This window comes from Aquamicrobium zhengzhouense (assembly GCF_016124105.1).
Taxonomy (GTDB): Bacteria; Pseudomonadota; Alphaproteobacteria; order Rhizobiales; family Rhizobiaceae; genus Aerobium; species Aerobium zhengzhouense.
Window position 1 is genome coordinate 72,030 of record NZ_JADGMQ010000007.1, and the last position, 26,325, is coordinate 98,354.

At 60.3% G+C, this 26,325-nt stretch carries 25 protein-coding genes; 21 read left to right on the forward strand and 4 right to left on the reverse strand.

Features of this window, described 5'->3' with window-relative positions:
- The first annotated feature begins 25 nt into the window (after positions 1-25).
- From IOD40_RS11365 to IOD40_RS11385, 5 genes are read left to right on the forward strand one after another with little or no spacing between them, the layout of a single operon-like run.
- The gene (locus IOD40_RS11365) at positions 26-940 is read left to right on the forward strand and encodes an ABC transporter permease (RefSeq protein ID WP_198476655.1); all 915 of its coding nucleotides are present in this window, start codon (positions 26-28) and stop codon (positions 938-940) included.
- 9 nt (positions 941-949) lie between these two features.
- Entirely contained in the window at positions 950-1,870 is a 921-nt protein-coding gene (locus tag IOD40_RS11370) for an ABC transporter permease (RefSeq protein WP_198476656.1), read from the forward strand.
- Positions 1,863-3,476 carry an ABC transporter ATP-binding protein gene (locus tag IOD40_RS11375; protein WP_198476657.1) on the forward strand — a complete coding sequence of 538 codons (1,614 nt, stop codon included), beginning with the start codon at positions 1,863-1,865 and terminating at the stop codon, positions 3,474-3,476. Before IOD40_RS11370 ends, IOD40_RS11375 begins: the two co-directional genes overlap by 8 nt.
- Positions 3,469-4,494 carry a four-carbon acid sugar kinase family protein gene (locus tag IOD40_RS11380; RefSeq protein ID WP_198476658.1) on the forward strand — a complete coding sequence of 342 codons (1,026 nt, stop codon included), beginning with the start codon at positions 3,469-3,471 and terminating at the stop codon, positions 4,492-4,494. Before IOD40_RS11375 ends, IOD40_RS11380 begins: the two co-directional genes overlap by 8 nt.
- A 4-nt stretch (positions 4,495-4,498) precedes the next feature.
- The gene (locus IOD40_RS11385; protein WP_198476659.1) at positions 4,499-5,197 is read left to right on the forward strand and encodes a FadR/GntR family transcriptional regulator; all 699 of its coding nucleotides are present in this window, start codon (positions 4,499-4,501) and stop codon (positions 5,195-5,197) included.
- A 10-nt stretch (positions 5,198-5,207) separates the two neighbouring features.
- Here the strand turns inward: IOD40_RS11385 and IOD40_RS11390 are convergent, their stop codons facing one another.
- Positions 5,208-6,224 (reverse strand): GntR family transcriptional regulator, encoded by a 1,017-nt coding sequence (locus tag IOD40_RS11390; RefSeq protein ID WP_198476660.1) that lies wholly within the window; start codon positions 6,222-6,224, stop codon positions 5,208-5,210.
- 165 nt (positions 6,225-6,389) lie between these two features.
- On the opposite strand from IOD40_RS11390, the gene IOD40_RS11395 reads away from it, so the two are divergent.
- From IOD40_RS11395 to IOD40_RS11420, 6 genes are all read left to right on the forward strand, one after another.
- On the forward strand, positions 6,390-7,133 hold the full coding sequence (locus tag IOD40_RS11395; RefSeq protein ID WP_198476661.1) for an SDR family oxidoreductase: 744 nt from the start codon (positions 6,390-6,392) through the stop codon (positions 7,131-7,133).
- Positions 7,130-8,197 (forward strand): Ldh family oxidoreductase, encoded by a 1,068-nt coding sequence (locus IOD40_RS11400; RefSeq protein WP_198476662.1) that lies wholly within the window; start codon positions 7,130-7,132, stop codon positions 8,195-8,197. The genes IOD40_RS11395 and IOD40_RS11400 overlap by 4 nt, the downstream gene beginning before the upstream one ends.
- A 37-nt stretch (positions 8,198-8,234) precedes the next feature.
- Positions 8,235-9,212: a C4-dicarboxylate TRAP transporter substrate-binding protein gene (locus IOD40_RS11405; protein ID WP_198476663.1), complete on the forward strand. Its 978-nt coding sequence runs from the start codon at positions 8,235-8,237 to the stop codon at positions 9,210-9,212.
- Between the two features lie 82 nt (positions 9,213-9,294).
- On the forward strand, positions 9,295-9,786 hold the full coding sequence (locus IOD40_RS11410) for a TRAP transporter small permease (protein WP_210336873.1): 492 nt from the start codon (positions 9,295-9,297) through the stop codon (positions 9,784-9,786).
- Between the two features lie 3 nt (positions 9,787-9,789).
- Positions 9,790-11,076 carry a TRAP transporter large permease gene (locus IOD40_RS11415; RefSeq protein ID WP_198476664.1) on the forward strand — a complete coding sequence of 429 codons (1,287 nt, stop codon included), beginning with the start codon at positions 9,790-9,792 and terminating at the stop codon, positions 11,074-11,076.
- A gap of 124 nt (positions 11,077-11,200) precedes the next feature.
- Entirely contained in the window at positions 11,201-12,187 is a 987-nt protein-coding gene (locus IOD40_RS11420; protein WP_198476665.1) for a diaminopimelate dehydrogenase, read from the forward strand.
- 50 nt (positions 12,188-12,237) lie between these two features.
- Here the strand turns inward: IOD40_RS11420 and IOD40_RS11425 are convergent, their stop codons facing one another.
- Positions 12,238-13,614: a UDP-glucose dehydrogenase family protein gene (locus tag IOD40_RS11425; RefSeq protein WP_198476666.1), complete on the reverse strand. Its 1,377-nt coding sequence runs from the start codon at positions 13,612-13,614 to the stop codon at positions 12,238-12,240.
- 129 nt (positions 13,615-13,743) lie between these two features.
- On the opposite strand from IOD40_RS11425, the gene IOD40_RS11430 reads away from it, so the two are divergent.
- The 8 genes from IOD40_RS11430 to IOD40_RS11465 are packed head-to-tail and all read left to right on the forward strand — an operon-like array spanning position 13,744 to position 23,372.
- Complete coding sequence (locus IOD40_RS11430) at positions 13,744-14,754, forward strand: MDR/zinc-dependent alcohol dehydrogenase-like family protein (protein WP_233713949.1); 1,011 nt, start codon at positions 13,744-13,746, stop codon at positions 14,752-14,754.
- Positions 14,751-15,752, forward strand: a complete 1,002-nt coding sequence (locus IOD40_RS11435) for a Gfo/Idh/MocA family protein (RefSeq protein ID WP_198476667.1) — start codon at positions 14,751-14,753, stop codon at positions 15,750-15,752. Before IOD40_RS11430 ends, IOD40_RS11435 begins: the two co-directional genes overlap by 4 nt.
- On the forward strand, positions 15,749-16,942 hold the full coding sequence (locus IOD40_RS11440) for an NAD-dependent epimerase/dehydratase family protein (RefSeq protein ID WP_198476668.1): 1,194 nt from the start codon (positions 15,749-15,751) through the stop codon (positions 16,940-16,942). The genes IOD40_RS11435 and IOD40_RS11440 overlap by 4 nt, the downstream gene beginning before the upstream one ends.
- Complete coding sequence (locus IOD40_RS11445) at positions 16,939-18,951, forward strand: NAD-dependent epimerase/dehydratase family protein (protein WP_198476669.1); 2,013 nt, start codon at positions 16,939-16,941, stop codon at positions 18,949-18,951. The genes IOD40_RS11440 and IOD40_RS11445 overlap by 4 nt, the downstream gene beginning before the upstream one ends.
- A gap of 29 nt (positions 18,952-18,980) precedes the next feature.
- Positions 18,981-20,054, forward strand: coding sequence for a glycosyltransferase family 4 protein (locus IOD40_RS11450; RefSeq protein WP_198476779.1), 1,074 nt, complete (start codon positions 18,981-18,983; stop codon positions 20,052-20,054).
- Positions 20,054-21,187: a CgeB family protein gene (locus IOD40_RS11455; RefSeq protein WP_198476670.1), complete on the forward strand. Its 1,134-nt coding sequence runs from the start codon at positions 20,054-20,056 to the stop codon at positions 21,185-21,187. The genes IOD40_RS11450 and IOD40_RS11455 overlap by 1 nt, the downstream gene beginning before the upstream one ends.
- Positions 21,184-22,278 (forward strand): CgeB family protein, encoded by a 1,095-nt coding sequence (locus tag IOD40_RS11460; RefSeq protein WP_198476671.1) that lies wholly within the window; start codon positions 21,184-21,186, stop codon positions 22,276-22,278. Before IOD40_RS11455 ends, IOD40_RS11460 begins: the two co-directional genes overlap by 4 nt.
- Positions 22,275-23,372, forward strand: a complete 1,098-nt coding sequence (locus IOD40_RS11465) for a CgeB family protein (protein ID WP_198476672.1) — start codon at positions 22,275-22,277, stop codon at positions 23,370-23,372. Before IOD40_RS11460 ends, IOD40_RS11465 begins: the two co-directional genes overlap by 4 nt.
- Before the next feature lie 3 nt (positions 23,373-23,375).
- On the opposite strand, the gene IOD40_RS11470 is transcribed toward IOD40_RS11465, so the two are convergent.
- The gene (locus IOD40_RS11470) at positions 23,376-24,347 is read right to left on the reverse strand and encodes a UDP-glucuronic acid decarboxylase family protein (RefSeq protein WP_198476673.1); all 972 of its coding nucleotides are present in this window, start codon (positions 24,345-24,347) and stop codon (positions 23,376-23,378) included.
- A 229-nt stretch (positions 24,348-24,576) separates the two neighbouring features.
- Here IOD40_RS11470 and IOD40_RS11475 point away from each other — a divergent pair, with 229 nt between their 5' ends.
- Together IOD40_RS11475 and IOD40_RS11480 are read left to right on the forward strand one after the other, a co-directional pair.
- Complete coding sequence (locus IOD40_RS11475) at positions 24,577-24,909, forward strand: BLUF domain-containing protein (RefSeq protein WP_198476674.1); 333 nt, start codon at positions 24,577-24,579, stop codon at positions 24,907-24,909.
- 166 nt (positions 24,910-25,075) lie between these two features.
- Positions 25,076-25,573 (forward strand): VOC family protein, encoded by a 498-nt coding sequence (locus IOD40_RS11480; protein WP_198476675.1) that lies wholly within the window; start codon positions 25,076-25,078, stop codon positions 25,571-25,573.
- A 90-nt stretch (positions 25,574-25,663) separates the two neighbouring features.
- On the opposite strand, the gene IOD40_RS11485 is transcribed toward IOD40_RS11480, so the two are convergent.
- Entirely contained in the window at positions 25,664-26,278 is a 615-nt protein-coding gene (locus tag IOD40_RS11485) for an FMN-dependent NADH-azoreductase (RefSeq protein ID WP_198476676.1), read from the reverse strand.
- Positions 26,279-26,325: the final 47 nt, after the last annotated feature.

Below are 26,325 nucleotides of genomic sequence, written 5' to 3' on the forward strand. Positions count from 1 at the left end.
CGCTTCCCGTCCAAGGACTATGCAAATGATCAAGATGATCGGGCAACGCGCCATCGCGAGCATCCTTTCGCTGCTCGTCTTGATGGTGCTTGTTTTCTTTCTGTCGCGACTGACCGGCGATCCGGCCGTACTGTTCCTGCCCATCGATGCTACGGAGCAGATGAAGGAAGAGTTCCGGCGCTTGCACGGGCTCGATCTGCCAATCATTCAACAGTTCTGGCATTACATCGTAGATCTGACCCAGCTGGATTTTGGCGACAGCCTGCGCAAGGCACGCCCGGCTCTGGACGTTGTTCTTGAAGCTTACGCCTGGACCCTGCCGCTGGCCCTGATCACGATGAGCCTCGTCGTGGTGGCCGCGATTGTCCTTGGCTCGCTCGCTGCCTTCAATGTGGGCGGGTTTTTCGACCGTCTTGTCTCGATCATCTCCCTTATCGGCGCCTCGGCTCCGGATTTCTGGATCGCGATTGTTGCGATTGTCGTATTTTCGATCGGCCTTGGCTGGGTGCCGACTTCCGGTGTCGGCACGCCCTGGCACTGGATTTTGCCGATCGCTGTTCTCTTCATCCGCCCGTTCGGTCTTGTGGTGCAGGTCGTGCGCGGCTCGATGCTCTCGGCGCTGTCGTCGCTCTACGTGAAGACCGCGCGCGCCAAGGGCGTGAAGAACACCCGCCTGATTTTTGTGCACACGCTGCGCAACGGCATGCTGCCGGTGATCACGGTCATTGGTGACCAGGCAGCCGCGATGTTGAACGGTGCTGTCATTGTCGAGACGATCTTTGGCTTCCCCGGCATCGGCAAGCTCATGATCGACTCCATCCTGCAGCGCGACTTCAACGTCGTCCTGGCGGCAATCATGATCACGGCGCTGGCAATTTTCGTCATGAATATCCTGATTGATATCGCCTACAGCGTGCTCGATCCGCGCATTCGGAATTAGGATAAACCGATGGCTGAAGTGATTTCTGGACCGCAGTCGACGGTCGCTGATAAAGGCCCATCGCTCTTGTCGATGCTGTGGCGGGACAAGCTGGCTTTTTCTTCCGCGATCATCCTTCTGGTGATCATCGTTGCGGCGCTGATCGGCCCAACGCTGCTGGGCGACATTGCAACCCAGCAGAACCTGCGCGGGCGTAACTTCCCCCCGTTCAGCCTTGATCGGGGCTGGGCCTTCTTCCTCGGGGGAGACTCGCTTGGCCGCTCGATGCTCGCGCGCCTCATCGTTGCGGCACACAGCACGATCCTCATCGCGCTTGGTACCGTGGCGGTTGCCCTGACCATTGGCGCGACGCTTGGCCTGGTGGCTGGCTATGCGGGCAAGCACGTCTCACAAATCATCATGCGGCTTGCCGACGTCATCATGTCGTTCCCGTCGCTGCTGATCGCGGTCGTGGTGCTCTACGTGCTGGGGCCATCCATCCCGAACATGATCCTGGTCCTCGCGATCACGCGTATCCCGATCTATCTGCGCACCACGCGCGCCGAAGTGCTTGAAGTGCGCGAACGCATGTTCGTTCAGGCCGCAAAGGTCATGGGCGCAACGCACACACGCATCATCCTCAAGCACATCCTGCCGGTGGTCACCCCAACCCTGGTGACGATTGCGACGCTCGATTTCGCGTTCGTCATGCTCGCCGAATCCTCGCTGTCCTTCCTTGGTATCGGCGTTCAGCCTCCGGGCATTACCTGGGGCCTGATGGTCAGCCAGGGCCGGCCTTACCTGAACACCGCGTGGTGGCTCGCTTTCTGGCCCGGTCTGATGATCGTCCTCACCGCGCTGTCGCTGAACCTTCTGTCGAGCTGGATGCGCGTTGCTCTTGATCCCGCCCAGCGCTGGCGCCTGGAAACCAAGAGGAAGAAGAATGTCTGACGCCCTGCTGACCGTCAAAAACCTCACGGTGGATTTCCATACCGCTCGCGGCACCGTTCACGCGGTGCGCAATGTGAGCTGGTCGGTGTCGCGCGGCGAGACGCTGGCGATCCTTGGCGAGAGCGGATCCGGCAAATCCGTTTCCGCGAGCGCCGTGATGAATTTGCTCGACATTCCCCCGGCGGAAATCGTCTCCGGCGAGATCCTTTATGAAGGCAAGGACCTTCTCAAGGTCAGCCCCGAGGAACACCGTGCGCTCAATGGCAAGAAGATTGCCATGATCTTTCAGGATCCGCTCGGGCATCTCAACCCGGTCTATTCGGTGGGCTGGCAGATCATCGAGATGATGACGGCTCATGGCCGGCCGAAGGATCTTGCGCGCAAGCGCGCGCTGGAGCTGATCGCCCGCGTTGGTATTCCTGAGCCCGAAAAGGCGATGAAGAAGTACCCGCACCAGTTTTCTGGCGGCCAGAGGCAGCGGCTGATGATCGCCATGGCGCTGATGCTGAAGCCGGATATCCTCATCGCTGACGAGCCGACCACGGCTTTGGATGTGACCATTCAGGCCGAAGTCCTCGCTCTTCTGAAGGAGCTTCAGGCTGAGACCGGCATGGCGATGGTCCTCATTACCCACGACCTTGGCGTGGTGGCCGAGATTGCCGACCGGGTCGTCGTCATGAACAAGGGCGTGATTGTCGAGACGGGAACCCCGCGCGAGGTCTATCACGCGCCCAAGCATCCCTATACGCAGCGCCTTATCTCGGCGGCGCCTGGCAAGGGCGAGATCAAGCTTCTCGATGAAACCTCACCTGTTCTGCTGCGGGTTGAGAAGCTGCAGAAGACCTACGGCAATTTCGATGCGTTGAAGGGCGTTTCTTTCAACCTTACACGCGGCCAGAGCCTTGCCGTCGTTGGCGAAAGCGGCTCCGGCAAGTCGACGCTTGCACGCACGCTTTTGCGGCTCGAAGACGCCGATAGCGGCCACGCCTACTGGAAAGACAAGGATCTCATCACGATCGGCCAGCGGGAATTGCTCACCGTCCGCCGCGAGATCCAGATGGTCTTTCAGGACCCTACCCAGTCGCTCAACCCGCGCATGTCGGTTTACGATCTGATCGCGGAAGGCTGGGACATTCACAAGCTGATGCCCAACAAGGCCGAACGCCGCAAGCGGGTCATCGAGCTTCTTGAGCAGGTCGGGCTCGCAGCAGAGCATGTCGATCGCTATCCGCACCAATTCTCGGGTGGTCAGCGACAGCGCATCGCCATTGCAAGGGCGCTTGCTCTCGAGCCGGAACTAATCATCTGTGACGAAGCGGTCTCTGCGCTGGACGTGTCGATCCAGGCGCAGGTCGTTGCCCTGCTTGATGGCCTGCGGCAGCGCCTGGGCATTTCCTTCATCTTCATCGCGCACGATCTTGGCGTCGTCCGTGACTTTGCCGACACGGTCATCGTGATGAAGTCGGGTGAAATCGTCGAGATGGGCCCCACGGAGCAGATCTTTGATGCGCCCCGCGAGCCCTACACGCAAAGGTTGCTCGCGGCTAACCTTGACCCTGATCCCGACGTCCAGGCCGAGCGTCGCGCAGCTTTGACCGATGCTTGAACTTGCGATCATTGCAGATGATCTGACGGGCGCGCTGGATTCAGCCGCGCCCTTCGCGATGCGAGGTATCGCAACGCATGCAGCATTGGGGCTTGAAGGCCTCGAAGCTGCGCTTGCCGCACGCCCGCGAATCCTTGCCATTTCCTCCGACAGCCGAGAAATCGATGCTGGCTCGGCACGAGCGCGCGTGGCAGCGCTTGTCAGCGCTTTGCCAGACGGAACCAGAATTTTCAAAAAGGTGGATTCTCGCCTCAAGGGCAATATCTCCGCCGAACTTGACGCATTGCCGCATACTCGCAGCTTGGTTGTCCCTGCCATCCCCGACTTTGGCCGCTTCGTCGAGAACGGGAACGTCACGGGTTTCGGCGTGGACGAGCCAATTTCGGTCGCCGGAGCACTTGGCGCTCATGCCGCAAATGCAATCATCCCTGACACGGGCAGCCAGGCGGACATTGAGGCCGCGCTGAGTGAGGGCGCGGACCTTTACATCGGCGCTCGTGGCCTTGCAGAAGCGCTTGCCAGGCGACTTTGCTCCGATCAGGAAGCGCGTCCGGATTACCCGCTGAAGCCTGCCTGCTTCGTGATCGGCTCGACGGATCCGATAACCCTGGCGCAAATCGATGCGTTGCGTGCGGCGCAACCGGAACTGGCCTATTTTCCCGCCCCGAACGGCGAAGTCGCATCTGACGCGCAAAGTGATGCAGATATCATCTTGATACAGGCAACGCCGGGTGCATCAAAGCGCAGCGGGGAAGAGGTGGCGTCGGCACTTGCTGCCAGCCTCGACCGGCTTTCTCCTGCTCAAGATGGTCTGCTGGTGCTGTCGGGGGGAGCAACCGCGCAGTCGATCCTTCGCCATATGGGTATCACCTCGCTGGAGGTGCTGGGTGAGGCACTTCCGGGACTTCCCGTATCGCGTGCACGGAACGGCTTGACTGTTGTGTCCAAATCAGGCGGTTTTGGCCAATCCGCAACCTTAGTTGATCTTGTTATTCCGTCATCTTCAGGAGCCAGGTAGACGCATGTCGGAAAGTCTGTCCGGTCGGCGAAGTCTCGCAGATACTGTCTTCGAGCGGATACAGAAATCGATCAAGTCCGGCGCTTATTCGGTCGATGAGCGCCTGCCGACCGAACACGCGCTTGCAGCCGAATTCCAGGTCTCGCGCCCTGTTGTGCGCGAGGCACTGCAACGGCTGCGCGATCAGGGCCTGATATATTCGCGGCGGGGAGCTGGCAGCTTTGTCCGTGAACAAGGCATCCGCGAGCCGCTTGGCTTCGGTCAGATGGAGAATTTGGCTGATCTTCAGCATTGCTTTGATTTCCGCCTGACCATCGAGCCGGAAGCGGCAGCAATGGCCGCGCAGCGCCGCAGCCCCGACGCACTGGAGAAGATCCGGGCGGCCCTCAAACTTCTACGCGAAGCGACGAATCGTCAGGCTCACCGCGCGGACGCGGATTTCATGTTTCATCTGTCGATCGCCCAGGCCTCGGCCAATCCGTACTTCGTAACGGCGATGCAGGCGCTTGAAGAGCATATTGCAGTTGGCATGCGTCTTCACGGGCTTTCGCTGCGGCGGACTGCGGACGGCCTCGAACATGTCTTTGTCGAGCACACTGCGATCACCGATGCGATCGCGAATGGCGATTCCGATCAGGCACGCGCGCTGATGCAAGCGCACCTTGCCAGCTCGCGTGACCGCCTCTTTGCGCCCTCGCACTGACCTAAAACGGTCAGCCCATCTGGTCGAGGTAAGGCAAAGGATCGGGCAGCGCGCCTTGCGCAATCAGGTCGATACGCTCAATTGCGCGCTCGCGTGAAATTCGCAGATGCGCCTCCAGTACCGACTTCGCCTCCGCGACCTTTCCTGCGGCTAGACGATCAATGATGTCCAGATGCTCGGGCAGGAACGGTTCGCGTTCGTAAAGGAGCGCTGTCCAGCGATAGAGGAAGCGGTGAGCAACCAGCAGCGATTGCGGGTAGGTGATGGCCTGCATCAGCGCGCGGTTGCCGCAATAGCCAAGCAACTCCTTGTGCAGATCATGTTCGAGGGCATCCAGTATTCCGCCGCCGATCTGATCGCCCATCGCGATTGCGCGCACCAGATTGTCACGCAGACGTGGCAGTAAGTCTGCCGGCAGATTCGGAACCGCCTTCTCAAGCGCGACAGGTTCAAGAACCCAGCGCAGCTCGTAAAGTTCGCCGACGTGATCGGCTGCGAGCGCCGGCGCATACCAACGCGAACGGTCGTCTTTTTGTACAAGGCCACTTTGTTGCAGCCTGCCAATGACGTCACGCGCCACCGTCCGACTCACCTTGTAGTATCGAGCCAGTTCCGCCTCATTGACCCGCCACGTCGCGAACGAGATGCGCGCGATGAGTTCGGCTTCGACCTCGCCGTAGATGCGCTCCCATGTGGGAAGCGAAACGAGCTTGTCGTCTGAAAGCTGGTCTGATGCGGCGTTGGTGGTGTCTGCAGCCTTCCAGCCGCCACTTCTGGCCGTGTAGCCTCGCGTTTCGTTCCTGCCGACATGTCCGGACGCCTCCAGTTCGGACAATGCGCGGCGGGCAGGCGCGCGGCTGATGCCAAACCGGGTGGCAATCCCAGTTTCGGTGATTGGATCGTCAGGGGTCAGCACACCGTTTTCGATCTCTTGTGAAAGGATCGAATAGACGCGCTGGTAAAGGCGCGGCGTTGATCCGGGCTCAGCCGGCTCATCGCCAGTCATTTCAACAGTTTCACGCTGCACGACCTACTCCATCGACCGCGAGAAGATGCCGCCGAAAGCCATTGCGCGCAATGGCGACTATCCACATCCGTCTTGCGCGATCCTGCCACATGTGTCTAGTGTACACAAAAGACGGTATAGTGTAGACAGAGGACGGAATCGTCATCTGGATATTGGGAGATTGGAATGACAGGTCGCCTTGCGGGTAAGCGCGCCTTTGTCACCGGAGCCGGTCAGGGCATTGGTCGCGCGGTTGCGCTTGCCTTTGCCAGGGAAGGAGCCAGTGTCGTTGCTGCGAGCCGCACCCTCTCCAAGATGGCTGATCTTCCGCAGCTCGCTCCTTCGATCCAGCCGATAGCGCTCGACGTGACGGACGCTGCGGGAGTGCGCAAAGCAATCGAGGCGGCAAGCGAGGTCGATATCCTCTTCAACTGCGCCGGATTTGTTCATTCCGGCACCATTCTCGATGCAAGCGAGGACGACTGGCAGAAGAGCTTCGACCAGAACGTTACCTCCATCTACCATACGATCCGCGCGGTCCTGCCCGGCATGCTCGAGCGCAAAAAAGGTTCGATCATCAACGTCGCCTCAGTCGCCTCGTCGATCACCGGCGTTGCAAATCGCGCTGCCTACGGCATGAGCAAGGCGGCTGTCATTGGCCTGACGAAAGCGGTTGCGCGCGACGTGATCCAGTCTGGCGTACGGGTCAATGCACTTGCACCCGGAACCACTCTTTCGCCGTCCCTTGAAGAGCGCATTCAGGCGACAGCTGATCCGGAAACCACGCGCCGCAGCTTCGTGGAGCGGCAGCCGATGGGGCGGCTCGGCACCGTCGAGGAGATGGCCGCTGCCGCCCTTTACCTTGCTGGCGATGAATCAGCCTTCACCACCGGAACCGTAATTGTGGTCGATGGAGGCCAGACACTTTGACCGATCAAGTCAACTCCACCCGGGTCGACGCAGCTGCCCTTGACGCGTTCTGCCGTGCGATTTTTGTTGGCTGCGGCGCTGATGAAGCAACTGCCAACGCCGCCACTGATGCGATGATGCACGGGTCGCGCCATGGCATTGACAGCCACGGCGTGCGGCTCCTGGATCATTACGTCACCGCGCTTGAAGGTGGACGGATCAAAAAGCAGCCGGTGATCCGCTTCGCGGCACAGCTCGGTGCTGTTGGTACGCTGGATGCCGACGCGGCTCATGGCGCGCTGGCCGCCTATGAAGGCATGCATCACGCCATGGAATTTGCCGGCAAGTTCGGCATCGGCGCCGTCGCCATCCGCAATTCCTCGCATTTCGGTCCAGCCGGAGCGTTCGCGACCGAGGCTGCAAAGGCCGGGTTCATCGGCCTTGCTTTCTGCAACTCCGACAGTTTTGTGCGCCTTCATGACGGCGCGATGCGGTTCCACGGCACCAATCCGATTTCGTGCGCAGTTCCGCTGGCAGGGGAGCGCCCGTGGCTGCTCGATATGGCCACCAGCGCCATCCCCTATAACCGCGTGCAACTCTACAAGAGCCTCGGCCTCTCGCTGCCAGACGGTACGGCCTCGGATAGTCGCGGTATTGACGTCGCCGATCCGGCCCTGGCCGACATGCTGGCTCCGCTGGGAGCCGCGTTCGGCTTCAAGGGTGCGGGCCTTGCCGGACTTGTCGAAATTTTCAGCGCCGTTCTTTCGGGTGCAACGCTTTCATTCGATATCGCACCGATGCCGGGGCCGGATTTTTCGACGCCCCGCGACCTTGGCGCATTCGTCATGGCGATCAACCCGGAAGCGTTCATCAGCCGCACGGACTTTGACGACGGCATGCGTCGCTACGTCGACACGCTGCGCAACTCGCCGGCGCGAGAAGGGCAAAAAGTGCTCGCTCCCGGCGATCGGGAATGGGCGGAAGCGGACCTGCGCGCAATCAAGGGAATTCCGATTGATCCGGTCACCGAACAGTCGTTCCGCACGCTGTCCGGCCGGTTTGGAGTGGGCCTGCCTTTCGCATGAGGCGAGGGCAGAAGGTGAAGGAAGACAGGAGGAAATTATGAAACTGGGCAAACGCATTGGAATGGCAGCTGCAGCTCTCGCTGCCGCACTGCTTTGCGGCACCGCCGCAAACGCGCAGCAGAACACGCTGCGGTTCAACCACGTTCTCGGACCGTCCGAGCCGTATCACGAGGGCTTCCTCGAATGGGCCAAGCGCGTCGAGGAGCGCACCAATGGCGGGCTGAAGATCGAAGTGTTCCACAGCGCCCAGCTCGGTGTTGAGGAAGACATCATCGAGCAGATGCGTCAGGGCGCGAACATCGGCCAGAACACCGACTCCGCTCGCCTCGGCTCCTATGTGCCGGCCATGGCCGTCATGAACGGACCTTACTTCGCCGAGACGCTGGAAGACGTGTGGAAGCTCGTCGACTCCCCGACTGTGAAGGCATGGCAGGATGAGCTGGCAGCTCAGCACGGCCTGAAGGTGGTCTGCTTCGACTGGGTTCAGGGCGAGCGCCACTTCTTCACCAACAAGCCGATCCGCTCGCCAGAGGATCTGTCAGGTCTGCGCATCCGGACCCCACCGGCACCGATCTGGCAGGAGTCGGTCCGCGCGCTTGGCGCAGCGCCGACTGCAATGGCCTTCGGTGACATGTATCCCGGGCTGCAGCAGCAGGCGATCGACGGCGTCGAACTGGTCTACGCCAACATTCCAGGCGGCCGCTTCTACGAAGTGCTGAAATACGCCAACGAGACGGGGCACATCCTGCTGATCAACTTCCAGGTTGTTTCCTCGGAGTGGTTCAACGGCCTGCCGCAAGACCAGCAGACAGCACTTGTTGAAGAGTGCCAGGCAGCCGGTCGCTCAACCTCGGCGAAAATCGCCAAGATGAACGAGGAGATCAAGGCTGACCTGCAGTCGAAGGGCATGGAAGTGATCAGCGACGTTGATCTCGACGCCTTCCGCGAAGCCGGAAAGACCGCATACGAGGTCCTCGGCATCACCGAAGCCAAAGCGGCTGTAGACGCAGAATAAAGCCAATTGGGCGGGGAAGCGCGGTGGTCCATACGGGCCGCCGCGCTTTAATCTTTTGAGCTTGGAAGAAAGTGGGAGCGCCATGATACGCGAGTTTCACAGGCGGCTGGGCAAGGTGGAGGCCGTCGTCGCCGCGACGTTCCTGCTCATCATGGTCGGCCTGATCTTTTTCGCTGGCATCGCGCGATTGATGGCAATGCCGCAGAACTGGACCATCGACTTTGCGACCTGCCTGTTTGCCTGGGCCTGCTTCTTGTGCGCAGACATCGCCTGGCGCCGCGATGGCCTGATGTCGATAGATCTCTTCACCGAGCGTCTGTCCGACAAAAGCAAGCGCGTCCTGAAACACGTCAATTATGTGCTGATCTGCGCGTTCCTTGGCTACATCATCTATGCAGGACTTTGGGTCTCCTGGGTGAGCCGCGCGCGCGCTTTCCAGGGCATTCCGTGGATCAGCTATTCCTGGATTTCCATGAGCCTTCCGGTCGGCGCGTTCTTCCTACTGCTGACGACGCTCATAAAGATCGCTGACGATTTGAAATCGGGCGGCCAGCCGGTCGCTAAGGAAGGCTGAGTCATGCTGCTCGTCGCCATTGCTTTTACGATATTCCTGATCATCGGCATGCCGGTGGCTTTTGCCATCGGAATTTCCGGCATCATCTTCTTCCTGCAGCATCCGGAGTTGCCGTTCACCATTCCTGCGCAGCAGACAGTGTCGCAGACTCAGAACTTTGCGCTGCTCGCGATCCCGCTCTTCATCATGGCGGGCAATGTGATGAACAAGTCCGGCATCACCACTCAGCTGCTCAATCTCGCGACGGTGATTGCGGGGCGCCTGAAAGGTGGTCTGGCTCAGGTTTCAATTGCTCTTTCGGTGCTCATGGGCGGTGTTTCCGGCTCGGCCATCGCGGATGCGGCGATGCAAAGCCGTATGCTCGGCAGCGAGATGATCAAGCGCGGCATGTCGCGCGGCTTCACTGCGGGCGTCCTGTCCTTCTCGTCAATTCTGACGCCGATCATTCCTCCGGGGCTTGGTTTCATCATCTACGGAACCATCGGGCAGGTCTCGATTGGCCGCCTTTTCGCAGCAGGTCTCGTTACTGCGATCCTTCTGTGGGTCGGGCTCGCCGCGACCGTCGCGGTCATCTCGCGCCGTCGCGGGTATCCGGCTGCTCGCGAAAAGCGCGCTACCGTCGCTGAGGTCGGAACGGCGCTAAGGGGCGGCATCTGGGCGCTGCTCTTCCCCATCATTCTTCTGGCGGGCCTGCGCATGGGTGTCTTCACACCCTCCGAGATTGGCGCGTTCGCGGTCATCTATGCTGCCTTCATCGGCGTTGCGGTCTATCGCCAGCTGAAGGCCAAGCCCTTCATGGAAGCGCTTGAGGGAAGCCTCGCGGACATCGGCGCGGTGATGTTCCTGATCGTGCTGTCGGCCATGTTCAGCTACGGCATTGTTCTGGAACGCATTCCAGACTTGATTGCGGGATCTATTCTGGGCCTGACGGACAACCTCAATTTCGTCATGATCCTGATCGTGCTCTTCATCCTGATTGGCGGCTTCTTCATCGATGCGACCGTGATGATCATCATGCTGACCCCGATCTTCCTGCCACTGGTGCGGCAGCTTGGCGGCGATCCGGTTCATTTTGGCGTCGTGTTCGTGGTTGCGGCGACGATCGGCAATTTCACGCCCCCGGTTGGCGCGGCAATGTATGCGGTGTGCTCGATTCTCAAGGTTCCGGTGAGCGAGTACACCAAGGAGTCGATCCCGCTCTTCCTTGCGGTCAGCGTGGTTGCGCTGGTGCTGATCTTCTTCCCCGCGGTTGTTCTTTGGCTTCCGAATCTCCTGTTCAACAGGTGGTAGGCGGTACAGAACGCATCATTTTGATGGGGCGCCGAGGCAACTTGGCGCCCCAACTGGTCTGGCAAGCGATGCGGCGATGGTCTAAATGACCCCGACCTCATGACAATCATCTAGGGAAATCGACATGGCAGAGCAGATCCGGATCGCCATTGCCGGACACGGTAATCTTGGACGCGGCTTAGAGGCTGCGATCGCTAAAAATCCGGATATGAGCCTGGTCGGCATCTATAGCCGCCGTCCGCCAGAACAGATCAAGCCGCAGGACGCGGCAACTCCGGTATATGAAATTGCCGCGCTCAAGGACCACACCGATGCGATCGACGTGCTGATCCTTTGCGGTGGCTCAAAGGAAGACCTGCCGCAGCAGGGCCCGGAATACGCAGCGCTCTACAACACCGTCGACAGCTTCGACACCCATGCTCGTATCCCGGATTATTTCGCCACCGTCGACGAACCGGCAAAGGCAAACAACCGAACGGCGCTGATCTCCGCGGGTTGGGATCCGGGCATGTTCTCGATCAACCGCGTCATCGGCGAAGCGCTTTTGCCTGACGGTGCGACTTACACCTTCTGGGGCGACGGCCTCAGTCAGGGGCACTCGGATGCGGTGCGCCGCGTTCCGGGCGTTGCGGGCGCGGTCCAATATACGCGCCCGGTCAAGGAAGCCGTCGATCAGGTTCGCAGCGGCGCAAGGCCGACGCTGACCACCCGCGAAAAGCACAAGCGCGAATGCTTCGTCGTGCTTGAAGAGGGCGCCGACGCCAACAAGGTGCGTGAGGCCATCGTGACGATGCCTCACTATTTCGATGAATATGACACGACGGTGAACTTCATCACCGCAGAAGAACTTGCCCGCGATCATCATGCGATGGTCCATGGCGGCTTTGTCATTCGCAGCGGCAACACTTCCCCTGCCAACACCCAGGTCATCGAATATGCGCTGCGCCTCGGCAGCAACCCGGAATTCACGTCGAGCGTGCTGGTTGCCTATGCGCGCGCCGTCTACCGCCTCAACAAGATGGGACAGTACGGTGCGGTGACGGTATTCGATGTCGCGCCGGGACTTCTGTCGCCAAAGAGCGCTGCCGAGCTTCGCGCCGAGCTTCTCTGATCCTGATCAGGATTTTATCTCAGGCTCGTGCCGAAGGGCGAGCCTGAGCTTCAGCTTGGAGGAGCTGCGACGGAGCGGCTGGCATAGGCTGCGCCTGATCCGCTAGGCGCTGCATCGCCCGGGCGAAAACTTCGCCGCCCCAGACGGATGCAATGGAAGTTGTGACGGTTCTTCTGGTCGATCGGCAGCACGTTGCGGAAGTCAAACAGATAGCGCCCGCGCATCATTCCGGCGATACGTGCCATATCGAGCACGGCATAATCTTCCCACTCGGTCAGCACCACCAGCGCATCCGCCCCACGGACTGCCTCGTATGGCGTTGGCGCAAGTTCGATAGCGGGGTTTTGACGTAGGGCGTTTTCGCCGGCCTGCGGGTCATGTGCTGTTACGTGCACTCCCGCGCGCTGCAGATGTTCGATGATTGGCAGCGCTGGAGATTCGCGCGCATCGTCGGTCCCTGCCTTGAAGGCCAGTCCGAGCACTGCGACCCGCGATCCGCGCCGCAAGCCTGCCTCCGCCACAATCCGTTCGGCAAGACGCCGTTTGCGCAGTTCGTTCCGTTCGATCAGAAGTTCGACCAATGCCTGACGCGTGCCGTGGCGGCGCCCCGCTGCTGCAAAAGCGCGTGTGTCCTTCGGAAAACAGGAGCCACCAAAGCCGGGTCCCGGAGTCAAGAAATTCTGCCCGATCCGCTTGTCGAGGCCAATTCCGCGCGCCACCGCGGTAACATCACCGCCGCTGCGCTCGCATAGATCGGAGACCTCGTTGATAAAGCCGATCTTCAGGGCAAGAAACGCATTAGCGGCGTGCTTGATGAGTTCGGCGTTCGTGGTGGTCGTGGCGAGGATGGGCACGCCCTGTTCGCTCAGAGAAGCGTAAATCTCGCGCATGATCGCCGCCGCGCGCGCATCATCGGTGCCGAAGACAATACGGTCCGGGCACATGAAGTCGTCAACCGCGCTTCCCTCACGCAAGAATTCCGGATTGGAAGCCACGCTGAAATCGAGGGACCGCCGCGTTTCGGCAATGACCTCACGGATGCGCGAAGACGTGCCCGCCGTAACAGTCGACTTCACGATCACCACCGCACCGCCTTTCAGATGCGGTGCGATCCCGCGGCTGGCATTTTCCAACTGGCCAAGATCAATGTCGCCATTGGGAAGACTTGGCGTTCCCACCGCGAGAAAGATCGCGTCTGCATCCGCGACGCATTCGCGGCCGCAGGAGGTGAAGGTCAGATCGCCGCTCGCGATCCCTTCTTTCAGCAGGTCTTCAAGGCCCGGTTCATAGATAGGCACTCGCCCGTGCCGCAATTTTTCAATGCGATCTTCCAGAGCGTCGCAGCACGTCACCTTGTGCCCCAGCTTGACCAGACACGCGCTGGTTGTGAGTCCAACATATCCCGCACCGACGATGGCTATGCGCATCTGGTTCTCCTTTGCAGACGCGCCCTAACCACCACTTCCGGATCATGTTCCTGAGGCTGCAGAGGAACAAGATGATCCCGTCTGCGGTTAGGGGCGCCTTCCCCGAAAGCGTCAGAGACAGGAGACACGATGACCATTCTGCTGCCGGATCGGCAAAGAACGAACTGCACCAAGCCCGAACTCATGCTGGCGGCTGTCGTCGCTGGCCCCGGCGAAGTGCGGATCGAGGAGGTGCCGAAGCCGGAGCCAGGACCGGGTCAAGTTCGGGTCAGGATGTTGGGCTGCGGGGTATGTGCGTCCAATCTCGGCCCGTGGGCGGGCCCGGAATGGATGAGTTTCCCAACCGCGCCCGGCGATCTTGGACATGAGGGGTGGGGCTTCGTTGATGCAGTGGGAGAGGGTGTGCCCAGCATCCGCGAGGGCGACGAAGTCGCGACCCTGTTTTACCGCAGCTATGCGCAATACGATGTCGGCCCCGCCGAAGCCGTCATGAAGCTGCCGCGTTTTCTTGAGGGGACGGAGTTTCCCGGCGAGCCACTGGCATGTGCGATGAATATTTTCCGGCGCGCCGCCATCCGGCCTGGCCAGCGTGTCGCGATCATCGGCATCGGATTTCTCGGTGCAATTCTGACACGGCTTGCAAGCCTTGCAGGGGCAGAGACGATCGCGATTTCCCGCCGCCAGTTTTCGCTGAAGGTGGCGCAGCGGATGGGGGCGCACGAAACCTTCGCCCTTGAAGAGCGGCATCGGACGAGGGAGGAGATCGCCGACCGCCTGTCCGGCCAGATGTTCGACCGCGTCATCGAAGCGACTGGCAAGCAGGTGCCGCTTGATCTTGCAGGTGACATCATTGGCGAACGGGGCCGGCTCATCATCGCCGGGTACCATCAGGACGGACCCCGCATGGTGGATATGCAGCAGTGGAACTGGCGCGGCATCGACGTGATCAACGCCCATGAGCGAGATCAGCGCATCTATTATCGCGGTCTTCGCGAAGCGATTCAGGCCGTTGAGGATGGCCGCATTCAACTCAGATCGCTGTTGACCCACAGTTTTCCGCTCGAGCGACTGGGCGATGCGCTCAATGCGACCCGAGACCGCGAAGACGGGTTCCTCAAGGCAACGGTGTCGATCTCATGACCACGGCAGCGCGTCTTCCCAAGATCGGCTTTCTCGGCGTGGGCTGGATCGGCCTGAACCGCCTGCAAGCGCTATCAGCTTCGGGGTTTGTTGAAATTTGCGCCGTCGCTGATCCCAACCCGGAAATGGTTGCAGCTGCGCTGATTGAAGCGCCGCAGGCGACACCGATGATGGCGCTTGAAGATCTGCTTGCGGCTGATCTTGATGGCATCGTCATCGCAACGCCAAGTGCGCTTCATGCCGAGCAATCGATCAGCGCGCTCGAGGCAGGTCTTGCCGTCTTCTGCCAAAAGCCGCTGGGCCGTTCGGAAAAAGAGGCTCAAGCGGTTATCGACGCGGCTCGCCGGGCGGACCGTCTTCTCGGCGTCGATCTTTCCTACCGCGAGACCTGCGGGATGAAGGAAATCCGCACCCTGATCCAAGGCAACGAAATCGGTCGTGTGTTCGCTGCCGACCTGACGTTCCACAACGCCTATGGCCCCGACAAGGCATGGTTTCACGACCGCCAGCTTGCAGGCGGCGGGTGTCTGATGGATCTCGGCACCCACCTTGTCGACCTCTCGCTCTGGGCCCTGGGTTTTCCCGAAATCGGAACTGTCAGCGGCAGGCTTTACGCCAAGGCGCAAATCGCAGGCCCGAACGACGTCGAGGACTACGCGACCGTGCGGCTTTTGCTGAAGACGGGCGCTGAGGTGATCATCGCGTGTTCGTGGAACCTGAATGCCGGCCAGGACGCGGATATCTCGGCCACCTTCTATGGCGATAAGGGAGCTGCCCGCTTCCGCAACATCAACGGTTCGTTCTACGATTTTCAGGCCGAGCATCTGGTTGGCACTGAGCGCCGTGTCTTGTGCGGACCGCCAGATGATTGGGGAGGCCGGACCATTGTTGAATGGGGAAGGCAATTGGCGAGCGGAAGCCGCTTTGATCCTCAAATTGAACAGCACCTGAGCACGGCCCGGGTTCTCGATCAGGTCTACCGCGCCCACGCAAGATGAAGAAGAAGCCCCAGACCAGCCGGAACAATTCCACGCAAGTCTGGTTCGGAGGCTTCTTCAACCCCTCCCGGGAGCTATCCGTGAACAAACGAGTATTGGTAACCGGCGGCTGTGGTTTCATCGGTCGCTACGTGACCAGCGAACTTCTCGAGAACGGCTATCAGGTCCGTGTCCTCGACAGTTTCGTTGAACAGGTTCACGGGCAAGGCGATGCCTCGATTGACCCGAGAATAGAACTTCTTCGCGGCGATGTTCGCGATGCGATGGCGATGCGCCAGGCGCTTGATGGCATCGACATGGTGGTCCATCTGGCAGCCGAAGTTGGTGTCGGCCAATCCATGTACGAGATCGCCCGCTATGTGGGCGCAAACGATCTCGGAACTGCGGTACTTCTGGAGGAAATCGCCCGAACGCAAATCCAGCGGATCGTCGTTGCATCATCCATGAGCGTGTACGGCGAGGGTCTTTACGAAGATCAGGGCGGACGCCTGCATAACAATGTTCGGCGCAACCTCTCCCGTCTCGGACCTTCCGCCTGGGAGCCTCTGGATTCTCAGGGACATCCACTCTCACCGATTGCGACCGACGAGGAAAAGCCGGTCGATCTTGCCTCCATCTACGCGCTGACAAAATATGCGCAGGAACGTTCGGTGCTGATTTTTGCGGAAGCCTATCGCCGCGAGGCGGTGGCGCTACGGCTCTTCAATGTGTTCGGGCCGGGCCAGGCGCTCTCGAACCCCTACACCGGTGTTCTGGCGAATTTCGCATCGCGCCTTGCCGCTGGCCAAGCCCCGATGATCTTCGAAGATGGCCGCCAGCGGCGCGATTTCGTGCATGTGCGAGACGTTGCCCGCGCGTTCCGGCAGGCGCTGGAGAAGCCGCAGGCATCCGGCCATGTCATCAACATCGGAAGTGGCGTCTCATGGTCGGTTGAGGAGGTCGCCCGCCTGCTCGCCGAGGCGATGGGTGTCTCGGAGATAGCGCCGGAAATTTTGCAGAAGGCGAGGGCGGGCGATATCCGAAACTGCTTCGCCGACATTTCGAAGGCTCGCGAACTGCTCGGCTACCAGCCGCAATTTCCGCTTGATCAAAGCCTTGGGGAACTCGCCGCATGGGTACGCGAGGCGGGCAGCGTCGACCGTGGCCCTGAAATGCGCCGCCAGCTTGAGGAGCGGGGATTGGTCTCATGATCGACAATCCGCGCTTCGGCTTCGTCGAGTGGTTCCGCCCCGGAGAATACGAACGAACCGAGGCGATCCTGCCCGAGATCGTAGCATCCGGCGCCTCGTGGCTGAGAACGCATCTGTCGTGGGCGGAGTATCTTTCGCCCGGTGGCGAGGAATGGTTCGACTGGCTGCTGCCGAAGCTGGCGGAAAACCTCGAAGTCCTCCCCTGTGTTCATTACACACCGCCCTCCCTGTCGAGAACGGGAAAGACTTCCGGCGCACCGCAGCGGCTGCAGGATTATGCCGATTTCATCGATCACGTCCTAACGCGTTACGGGAAGCACTTCCGGGATATTGAACTGTGGAACGAGCCGAACAATCTTCTCGATTGGGACTGGCGAGAGGACACGGACTTCAACCTCTTTTGCGAGATGGTAGGCGGGGCGGCCTATTGGGTGAAGAAGCGCGGATGGCGCGCGGTGCTGGGTGGTCCTTGCCCGTTCGATCCTTACTGGGTCGATCTGATGGGTGAACGCGGCGTCCTCGCCGAATGCGGTGCGGTCGGATTTCATGGTTTTCCCGGAACCTGGGACAGTGAAATGGGGAGCTGGGGTGGCTGGGATCTCCACCTTGGCGAAATGCGGAGGATCCTCGACCAGTACAATCCGGATGCCGAATTATGGGTCACGGAAACCGGCTACTCAACGTGGCGCAACGATGAGTTCCAGCAGGCAAGAAGGTTTGCGGCTGCGCTCGCCGTGCCAGCCGACCGCGTCTACTGGTATTCCTGGCGCGACGTTCCGCATGACGTTCCCGTGCAGGAAGGCTTCTGGTTCGACGCGAGGCATTATCATCTGGGCGCGGTCGAAGCCGGCGGGCGCAAAAAGCTGCTCGCCCGTCTCCTGATCGACGGCGGGGTCAAGGAAGTTCAGGCCTTTTCTCAGATCGCCTCCCCCAGCCTCATCACTGGCGCATCTCCTGCACTGATCACCGGAGGCGCGGGCTTCATCGGCAGCAATCTGGCAGCATCGCTTCTCGCTGATGGCGAAGAGGTCATCATTCTCGATAATCTCTCACGGCCCGGCGTTCACGAGAACCTTGCATGGCTGAAGGACGAGTTCGGCGACCGGCTCCACCCCTTTCTTGCCGATATCCGCGACCTTCCAATGATCGAGCCCGCCTTTGCCGACGCTTCCTCGGTGTTTCACCTTGCAGCGCAGACCGCCGTGACGACCAGCCTTGATCAGCCGATCGATGATTTTGAAGTCAATGCGCGTGGGACACTTAACGTGGTCGAGGCCGTGCGCCGCGCAGGAGGCCTTGCCCCCCTCATCTTCGCTTCGACCAACAAGGTCTATGGCTCGCTCGACGACCTTGAGATGATCGAGCTCGAGGATCGCTACATTCCGGCGGACGAGGCTACACGCAAGCATGGAATCGGCGAGGCGCGCCCCCTTGATCTTTGCACGCCCTATGGCTGCTCCAAGGGCACCGCCGATCAATATGTGCTCGACTATTCAAGGTCCTTTGGCCTGCGCTCTGCTGTGCTTCGCATGAGCTGTATCTACGGGCCCCGCCAGTTCGGCACCGAAGATCAGGGCTGGGTTGCCCACTTCCTCATTCAGGCACTGAAGGGTGAACCGATCACCGTCTATGGCGACGGCAAGCAGGTTCGCGATGTCCTTCACGTCAACGATGCGGTCGCAGCTTATCGGATGCTGAGAGCCCGGATCGCGGATGTGAACGGCGAGGCTTTCAATCTGGGAGGAGGGCCGGGGAACGCGGTCAGTCTCCAAACGGTGTTGCAGCAGATCGGCGTCCTCTCCAACCAGCGCCCGAAGCTGAACTTCGACAACTGGCGCCAAGGGGATCAACCCTACTTCGTGGCTGATACGACCAAGCTGCGGGAGCGCATTGGCTGGCAGGCAAAGATCGGCTGGAAGGCAGGGCTGGCGGATCTTGCCGCGTGGCTTCGGGAACACCGCGACCTTGAGGGCAGCGCCGAACATTTTCGTGGGCGGGCGAGCGCATGATGATCGATGCCCGGCCACGTCGTATTCTGATGACTGTCGACGCAGTCGGAGGCGTCTGGCGCTACGCAATGGAGCTCGCTGCTTCGCTCAAGGCCGTGAATTACGAAACGCTGTTCGTCGGCTTCGGCCCCGAACCGAGCCCTGCGCAAAGACATGAGGCGGAATGCATCGGTGAGATCGTCTGGCAGAAGCAGCCGCTCGACTGGATGGCAGAGTCGGAGCATCAACTCGGTGGCGTCGGGGAAGTGCTTGAGACGCTTGCCGACACGCATCAGATCGACCTTCTTCACCTGAACCTGCCGTCTCAGGCAGCGCAGATCCGGTCAGGTCGCCGGATTGTCACCGTGTCGCATTCCTGTGTCGTGACCTGGTGGCAGGCAATGCGTTCAGAGCCATTGCCTGTCGATTGGCAGTGGAAGAGGGCACTCAACCAGAAGGGGTTTGAGGCGGCTGACGCGATCATCTCCCCAAGCGCGAGCCATGCGGCTCTCCTTCGTGCCTGTTACGAGATTGATGAGGTGTCGATCGTTCACAATGCGATGGCATGTGATCTGAACAGCGCGGCGAAAGAGCCCTATGCCTTTGCCGCAGGGCGCTGGTGGGATGAGAGCAAGAACGCCCGCATCCTCGATATGGCTGCGCCGCTGAGCCCATGGGAGATCAAGGTTGCAGGAAGCACGCGAAGCCCCTCGGGCGGAGAGGTTTTCCTGTCGAATGTCACCCAGCTGGGCGAGCTTTCCCACGTCGAGCTTATCGATAAGCTGCGGCGCGCGGCTATCGTGGTTTCGCCGTCGATCTACGAGCCGTTCGGCCTTCTGGCCCTTGAAGGGGCGAGGGCAAGCGCAGCCCTCGTTTTGGCTGACATCCCGACTTACCGGGAATTATGGGCTGAGTGTGCTTTGTTTTTCGATCCGCATGACGCGGATGCGCTGGCAACCGTTCTTGCCCGGCTCTCTCGGGATCGTGAGCTGCGCCAAGAGATGGGCCGCAGCGCTCTGGCGCGCTCCTTGACCTACAGCCCCGAGCGCCAAGCAGGCGCCATGGCGGCTCTTTACGAGAATCTGCTGGCGGAGGCAAAAAGCCCGATGGCGAGGAGAGCCTGATGCGTTTCGTCTTCTATACCCACTCCCTCGTCTCCGACTGGAACCACGGCAACGCGCATTTCCTGCGCGGGATTATGCGCGAATTGATCGCGGAAGGGCATCAGGCAGTTGCGCTTGAACCAGCGAACAGCTGGAGCCGGGCCAATCTGGTCGCAAATGAAGGCAGGGAAGCCGAGCAGCGTTTTGCCGGTGACTTTCCGCAGCTTGAGGCGATCACCTACGCCGAGAATTTCGATCATGACGCAGCTCTGGCTGACGCCGATGTCGTTGTTGTGCATGAATGGACCGACCCCGCCCTTGCCGCACGGATTGGGCTGATGAGACGGCAGGGCGCCAGGTTCAAGCTGCTATTCCACGATACGCACCACCGCGCGGTCTCTGCCAATGCCGAGATCGCGGCGTTTGATCTGAGAGATTATGACCTGGTTCTCGCCTTCGGTGAGGCGCTGCGGGAAGAATATTTGCGGGCTGGCTGGGGGCGTCAGGTGGTAACCTGGCACGAGGCGGCGGACACCGCTCTTTTCCGGCCCTTTGCGGATCCGGAGAAGGAGGGCGACCTTGTCTGGATCGGCAATTGGGGCGATGGCGAACGGACGCGCGAGATCAACCATTTCCTGATCGAGCCGGTCAAAAAACTTGGCCTCACAGCAAAGATCCACGGCGTCCGCTACCCGGATGATGCCCTCGAAGCGTTGAAGGATGCCGGGATCACCTACGGCAGCTGGGTTGCCAATGCCGAGGTGCCGAAGGTGTTCTCAAGGTACCGGGCAACGGTCCATATCCCGCGCCGGCCCTATGTCGAATCTCTGCCCGGCATTCCCACGATCCGCGTCTTTGAAGCGCTCGCATGCAGCATTCCTCTTGTTTCCGCGCCATGGCGCGACAGCGAGAGCCTGTTCCGACCCGGCACCGATTTTCTGGTTGCGAACAATGGAAGTGAGATGGAAGCGCAACTTGCGATGCTCCTCAATGAGCCTTCCGCCGCGCAGGAGATCGCGGCATCGGGGCTTGAGACCGTTCTTTCCCGTCACACGTGCCGCCACCGGGTGAAAGAGCTTTTGGGGCACCTCGCAACTCTCGGCTTGGTGCAGCCGCCATCCCGATCCCCAGCAACAAAGGAAGCTGCAGAATGAAGATCGCCTTCTATGGATCGAGCCTCCTTTCTTCCTATTGGAACGGGGCGGCGACCTATTATCGGGGCCTGCTGCATGCACTGTCGCGCCGCGGCTATCACATTACCTTCTACGAGCCTGACGTTTACGAGCGCCAGCAGAACCGCGACATGGATGAGCCGGACTGGTGCCGTGTGGTGGTTTATCCCGGAACCTCAGCGGCTGTTCAGGCAGTGACCCGCCATGCGGCTGACGCAGATATCGTGGTTGTTGCCAGCGGCATAGGTTTTGAGGACGATACGATCCGCCGCCTCGTCTATGGCAATGCGCGGCCGGGTGCCGCGCGCATCTTCTGGGATGTCGATGCCCCGGCAACCTTGCAGCAACTGGCTGCAGAACCTGACCATCAGCTTCATACGGATTTGCGTCAGATCGACATGGTCCTGACCTATGGCGGTGGTGAACCGGTCATTGAAGGATATCGGGCGTTCGGGGCGCGCGACTGCATCCCAATCTACAATGCGCTCGACCCGGATACGCATCACCCTGTGCCACCCACTGCACGTTTCAATGCCGACCTTTCCTTCCTCGGAAACCGCCTTCCCGACCGCGAGGCACGGGTCGATGAGTTTTTCTTCGAAGCCGCTCGCGCTGCGCCGCAGAAAGCATTCCTGCTTGGTGGCTCGGGATGGGGCGACAAGGTTATGCCGCGCAATGTGCATCTGGTTGGCCACGTTCGAACGGTGGATCACAACGCGTTCAACGTCTCGCCGCTGGCGGTGCTCAATATCAACCGCGAAAGCATGGCGAGGAACGGCTTTTCTCCTGCTACCCGCGTCTTTGAAGCGGCTGGCGCAGGAGCCTGCCTCATCACGGATGACTGGGTTGGGCTAGACCTGTTTCTGAAGGATGGGGAAGAAGTGTTCGCAGCGCGAGATGGCAAGGATGTTGCGGACATTCTGCAAGGTCTAACGCCAGATATTGCGCGAGCTGTCGGCCAAAAGGCGCTCGAACGCGTGCGTCGTGAACACACCTATGAGCAGCGGGCAGAGAAGGCTGACACGATCTTTCGTCGCTTCTTCGAAAAAGAGCGGGAGGTGGCCGTCGGATGAGAAAGCGCCTCAAGCTCGTCTTTGTCGGGCTGTCCCTGTCATCGTCCTGGGGAAATGGTCACGCGACCACCTACCGTGCCTTGATCAAGGGTCTGAGGGCGCTGGGGCATGAGGTCGTGTTCCTCGAGCGCGACGTTGAGTGGTATGCGGCCCATCGCGACCTGCCTCATCCGGATTTTTGCACACTGACGCTGTACCGCGACGTTGATGAGTTGCGCCGCCTTCTGTCGGCACACCAGGATGCCGATGCCGTGATCGTCGGTTCATATGTTCCGGAAGGCGTGATGATCATTGACATGATCGCTGCCGAGAAGCCCGACATCTTCGGCTTCTACGACATTGACACGCCCGTGACGCTTGCAAAGCTTTCGCGAGGGGATGAGGAGTTCCTCGCGCGGCGGCAGGTTTCAATGTTCGATCTCTACTTTTCCTTCGCTGGCGGGCGCGCCCTTCAGCAACTGGAGCGAGATTTTGGGGCAGCAAAGGCTGTTCCTCTCTATTGCTCGGTGGACCCGGCACATTATTCTGCAACGGGCGACGCGGTTCATTGGGATCTTGGCTATCTTGGAACCTACACTCCGGACCGGCAGCCTGCCCTTGAACGTCTGCTGCTCGAGCCAGCCCGGCAATTGCCGCATCTGAATTTCGTTGTCGCCGGTCCTCAATATCCGGACGACATTGAATGGCCCGATAATGTGGAGCGGATAGAGCATCTGCCTCCTTCGCAACACGCATCCTTCTATAGCCGCCAGCGCTTCACGCTGAACGTCACCCGTGCCGACATGATCGAGCTTGGGCACTCGCCCAGCGTCCGGCTGTTCGAGGCGGCAGCGTGCGGCGTACCGATCATCAGCGACCGGTGGGATGGGCTGGACGAATTGCTTCCCGACGGTGATGCAATCCTCATTGCCGACAGGGCCGATCAGGTGGTCGACGTACTCCAGCGCACCTCCGCAGAGCGCAGCAGGGAAATTGCCGAAACCGCGCGCAGCATCGTTCTTGCAACGCATACAGGGGAAGGGCGTGCGCGCGAACTCACTGCTGCTATCGACGCCCTGCTGGACGAGCGAGGTTTGCAGAAACGCATCGCGTAACGCCTACGCGACTTCGCTTGCCTGCCGAAACCAGTTGATTGTCTGCGGCAGGCCTTGCTCCAGATGCACCTGCGGCTCCCAACCAAGGAGCTCTACAGCGCGCGTAATGTCAGGCCGACGCATGCGAGGATCGTCCTGAGGCAGCGGCATATGGACGATCGAGACATTCCGCTCGGTGTAACGCGCGACCAGTTTGACCAGTTCGTTGATGGTGAACTCACGCGGATTGCCAAGATTGACCGGGTGACCCGGATTTTCCGAGATGCGCAGGAGGCGGATCATGCCCTCGATCAGGTCGCTGACATAGCAGAAGGAGCGCGTCTGCTCCCCATCGCCATAGATTGTAAGCGCTTCACCGTTGAGGGCCTGGTTCACGAGATTGGAGACGATACGGCCATCATCGGCCTGCATGCGCGGCCCGTAAGTGTTGAAGATGCGCACGATCCGCGCATCGACGCGACCTAGCCGCAGATAGTCGAAGCAAAGTGCTTCCGCCGCCCGCTTGCCCTCATCATAGCAGGCGCGTGGACCGGTGCAGTTGACGTGCCCGAGATAGGTTTCCTTCTGCGGATGAACCTCAGGGTCGCCATAGACCTCGCTGGTTGAAGCCTGCAAGAAGCGGGCGTCGTGCCGCTGCGCCAGATCCAGCAGATTGCGCGTGCCGAGCACGCTGGTCATCATGGTGTGGATCGGATCTGCCTGATAGCGGGGAGGCGATGCGGCGCAGGCCAGATTGATCACATCATCCAAAGGCTCTTCGACTTCCAGAACCTCGCATATGTCGTGCCGTACCAGGCGAAAGCGCGGATGATTGGCGAAGCTGATGATGTTGTTGCGCGAGCCGGTGAGGAAACTGTCGACGCAGATGACGCGGTCCCCTCGGTCAAGAAGCGCCTCGCAAAAGTGGGAGCCTAGAAAGCCCGCTCCGCCGGCCAGAAGTACCGTTCGTCGACCGCTCAGATCCTGAAAATTCATCTAACGTCCGATCTCGTGTTGAACATGATGTTCCGAGGTCGAACCGCAGGGGCGGCGGAATGTTCCTCCCGCAATCTGAGGCAAACGCCACCGGCAGCTTTTCTGTTCGGGCCTTTGTATTGCCGCCGGAAAGGCAAGGAACAGCTACTTTCATATCAGTACATTGCTGATCAGCCCTTTCGCATTGCTTCTGTGTGTGCGAACTGTGCCAATCCACAAGGGCTTTCCCATGCACGACAACTTGATTCGACTGAGCTACGTCTCGACCCTGCGCACCGTACTGCCCGCTGCCGAAATTGATGCGATGGTTGCTGATGCGGCCCGTTTCAACAAGGCGAACACTATCACCGGCTTGCTCGCTATCGACGGCCAGCGGATCTGCCAGATTCTGGAAGGCCCCGCCGAAGCGGTGGGTTCTCTCTACGCGTCGATCGAGAAAGATGAACGCCATTATGGGGTGGCAAAGATCGTGCATCAGCCGATCGCAAAAACCTCGTTCGAGGACTGGGGAATGGTGAGACGCGACATGGTCGATATCGCCATCTACGCGCTCTCAAGCTGACGCATCCGGGAGACGTCACATCCGCTGACGAGCGCTCTGAACTCCGACGTAATCCGGTCGACGCCGGGAACATGCGCCTGCCATCTGCGCTTTAGAAATGTGCAGGCGCCGGCGCGAAAACGTTGCGCGCTTCGCTATCGATCCTGATCAAGAAGGAAACGGTGCGATGAAAACAGCCAAGAACACCATATGCCTGTGGTTCGACAAGGAAGCTGAAGCGGCGGCCCGCTTCTATGTCAGTACGTTTCCTGACAGTTCTCTAGGTGCGGTCCACCGCGCGCCGAGCGACTTTCCGGCGGGAAAGGCAGGCGAGGTGCTGACGGTCGAATTCACCGTCGCCGGCATTCCCTGCATCGGCCTAAACGGCGGTCCCATCTTCAAGCACAGCGAGGCCGTCTCGTTCCAGATCGCAACCGACGATCAGGAGGAAACGGATCGCTACTGGAACGCGATCGTCAACAATGGTGGCGAGGAAAGTGTGTGTGGCTGGTGCAAGGATAGATGGGGAATTTCCTGGCAGATCACACCGCGCGCACTGACTGAGGCAATGGCGGCTGGAGGTGACGAGGCAAAGCGCGCCTTCGATGCGATGATGGACATGAAGAAGATCGATGTCGCCACGATCGAAGCCGCGCGTCGGGGCGAAGATATAAACGCGCCCTGAAAGATCAGCGTTCAGGAGGGTTCCTGGAGCTGAATCTTCTGTCGATCGCTGCCGCCTGGGACAAAGCGGCAGCAATCGCTGGCTAATGAATTAAGCGGCCAGAGCCAATTCTTTGGTGCGCTGCTGGGCTGCGGCGATGGCCTTTTCCGCTGCCTCGGCCCCAAAGGCGATGCCTTCGACATAGATGACTTCGATGTCGGTCATGCCCATGAAGCCGAGGACGGTCTTCAGATAGGGCACGGCGTGGTCCATGCTGGTCGCAGCGCCGCTGGAGTAGATGCCGCCGGCAGCAACGATGAGGTAGACCTTCTTGCCGCTTGCCAGTCCGATCGGACCTTCTTCAGTGTAGCGGAACGTCTGGCCGGCGCGCGCCACATTGTCGATCCAGCTTTTCAGCGTGGAGTAGATGTTGAAGTTGATGAGGCCGGTGCCGATGATAACCGTGTCAGCTGCCAGCAACTCTGAGACCAGAAGGTCGGAATGTTCGGCAGCAGCCTGTTCTTCGTTGGTGCGCTCTTCTGCAGGCTTGCGAATAGCTGCGGTGGTGACTTCGTCGAGATGGCGGATCGGTGACTTGCCAAGATCGCGGTGAACGATTGACGCGCCGCTGTTCGACTTCAGGCTCTCGGCAAGGTCGGTCGCGACCTTGGTGGAGACCGACTCATTGCCACGGGGGCTGGAGGTGATGAGCAAGATGGAGGACATGGGTACTTCCTTGAATTGGGGAGGGGGCAGGGCCCCCGACCAGCCCT

Excerpts from the sequence above, each read along its gene's own strand:
- IOD40_RS11365 (WP_198476655.1), top strand. The coding sequence starts at position 26 with ATGATCAAGATGATCGGGCAACGCGCCATCGCGAGCATCCTTTCGCTG.
- IOD40_RS11370 (WP_198476656.1), top strand. The coding sequence starts at position 950 with ATGGCTGAAGTGATTTCTGGACCGCAGTCGACGGTCGCTGATAAAGGC.
- IOD40_RS11375 (WP_198476657.1), top strand. The coding sequence starts at position 1,863 with ATGTCTGACGCCCTGCTGACCGTCAAAAACCTCACGGTGGATTTCCAT.
- IOD40_RS11380 (WP_198476658.1), top strand. The coding sequence starts at position 3,469 with ATGCTTGAACTTGCGATCATTGCAGATGATCTGACGGGCGCGCTGGAT.
- IOD40_RS11385 (WP_198476659.1), top strand. The coding sequence starts at position 4,499 with ATGTCGGAAAGTCTGTCCGGTCGGCGAAGTCTCGCAGATACTGTCTTC.
- IOD40_RS11395 (WP_198476661.1), top strand. The coding sequence starts at position 6,390 with ATGACAGGTCGCCTTGCGGGTAAGCGCGCCTTTGTCACCGGAGCCGGT.
- IOD40_RS11405 (WP_198476663.1), top strand. The coding sequence starts at position 8,235 with ATGAAACTGGGCAAACGCATTGGAATGGCAGCTGCAGCTCTCGCTGCC.
- IOD40_RS11410 (WP_210336873.1), top strand. The coding sequence starts at position 9,295 with ATGATACGCGAGTTTCACAGGCGGCTGGGCAAGGTGGAGGCCGTCGTC.
- IOD40_RS11415 (WP_198476664.1), top strand. The coding sequence starts at position 9,790 with ATGCTGCTCGTCGCCATTGCTTTTACGATATTCCTGATCATCGGCATG.
- IOD40_RS11420 (WP_198476665.1), top strand. The coding sequence starts at position 11,201 with ATGGCAGAGCAGATCCGGATCGCCATTGCCGGACACGGTAATCTTGGA.
- IOD40_RS11425 (WP_198476666.1), bottom strand. The coding sequence starts at position 13,614 with ATGCGCATAGCCATCGTCGGTGCGGGATATGTTGGACTCACAACCAGC.
- IOD40_RS11430 (WP_233713949.1), top strand. The coding sequence starts at position 13,744 with ATGACCATTCTGCTGCCGGATCGGCAAAGAACGAACTGCACCAAGCCC.
- IOD40_RS11435 (WP_198476667.1), top strand. The coding sequence starts at position 14,751 with ATGACCACGGCAGCGCGTCTTCCCAAGATCGGCTTTCTCGGCGTGGGC.
- IOD40_RS11440 (WP_198476668.1), top strand. The coding sequence starts at position 15,749 with ATGAAGAAGAAGCCCCAGACCAGCCGGAACAATTCCACGCAAGTCTGG.
- IOD40_RS11445 (WP_198476669.1), top strand. The coding sequence starts at position 16,939 with ATGATCGACAATCCGCGCTTCGGCTTCGTCGAGTGGTTCCGCCCCGGA.
- IOD40_RS11450 (WP_198476779.1), top strand. The coding sequence starts at position 18,981 with ATGACTGTCGACGCAGTCGGAGGCGTCTGGCGCTACGCAATGGAGCTC.
- IOD40_RS11455 (WP_198476670.1), top strand. The coding sequence starts at position 20,054 with ATGCGTTTCGTCTTCTATACCCACTCCCTCGTCTCCGACTGGAACCAC.
- IOD40_RS11460 (WP_198476671.1), top strand. The coding sequence starts at position 21,184 with ATGAAGATCGCCTTCTATGGATCGAGCCTCCTTTCTTCCTATTGGAAC.
- IOD40_RS11465 (WP_198476672.1), top strand. The coding sequence starts at position 22,275 with ATGAGAAAGCGCCTCAAGCTCGTCTTTGTCGGGCTGTCCCTGTCATCG.
- IOD40_RS11470 (WP_198476673.1), bottom strand. The coding sequence starts at position 24,347 with ATGAATTTTCAGGATCTGAGCGGTCGACGAACGGTACTTCTGGCCGGC.
- IOD40_RS11475 (WP_198476674.1), top strand. The coding sequence starts at position 24,577 with ATGCACGACAACTTGATTCGACTGAGCTACGTCTCGACCCTGCGCACC.
- IOD40_RS11480 (WP_198476675.1), top strand. The coding sequence starts at position 25,076 with ATGAAAACAGCCAAGAACACCATATGCCTGTGGTTCGACAAGGAAGCT.
- IOD40_RS11485 (WP_198476676.1), bottom strand. The coding sequence starts at position 26,278 with ATGTCCTCCATCTTGCTCATCACCTCCAGCCCCCGTGGCAATGAGTCG.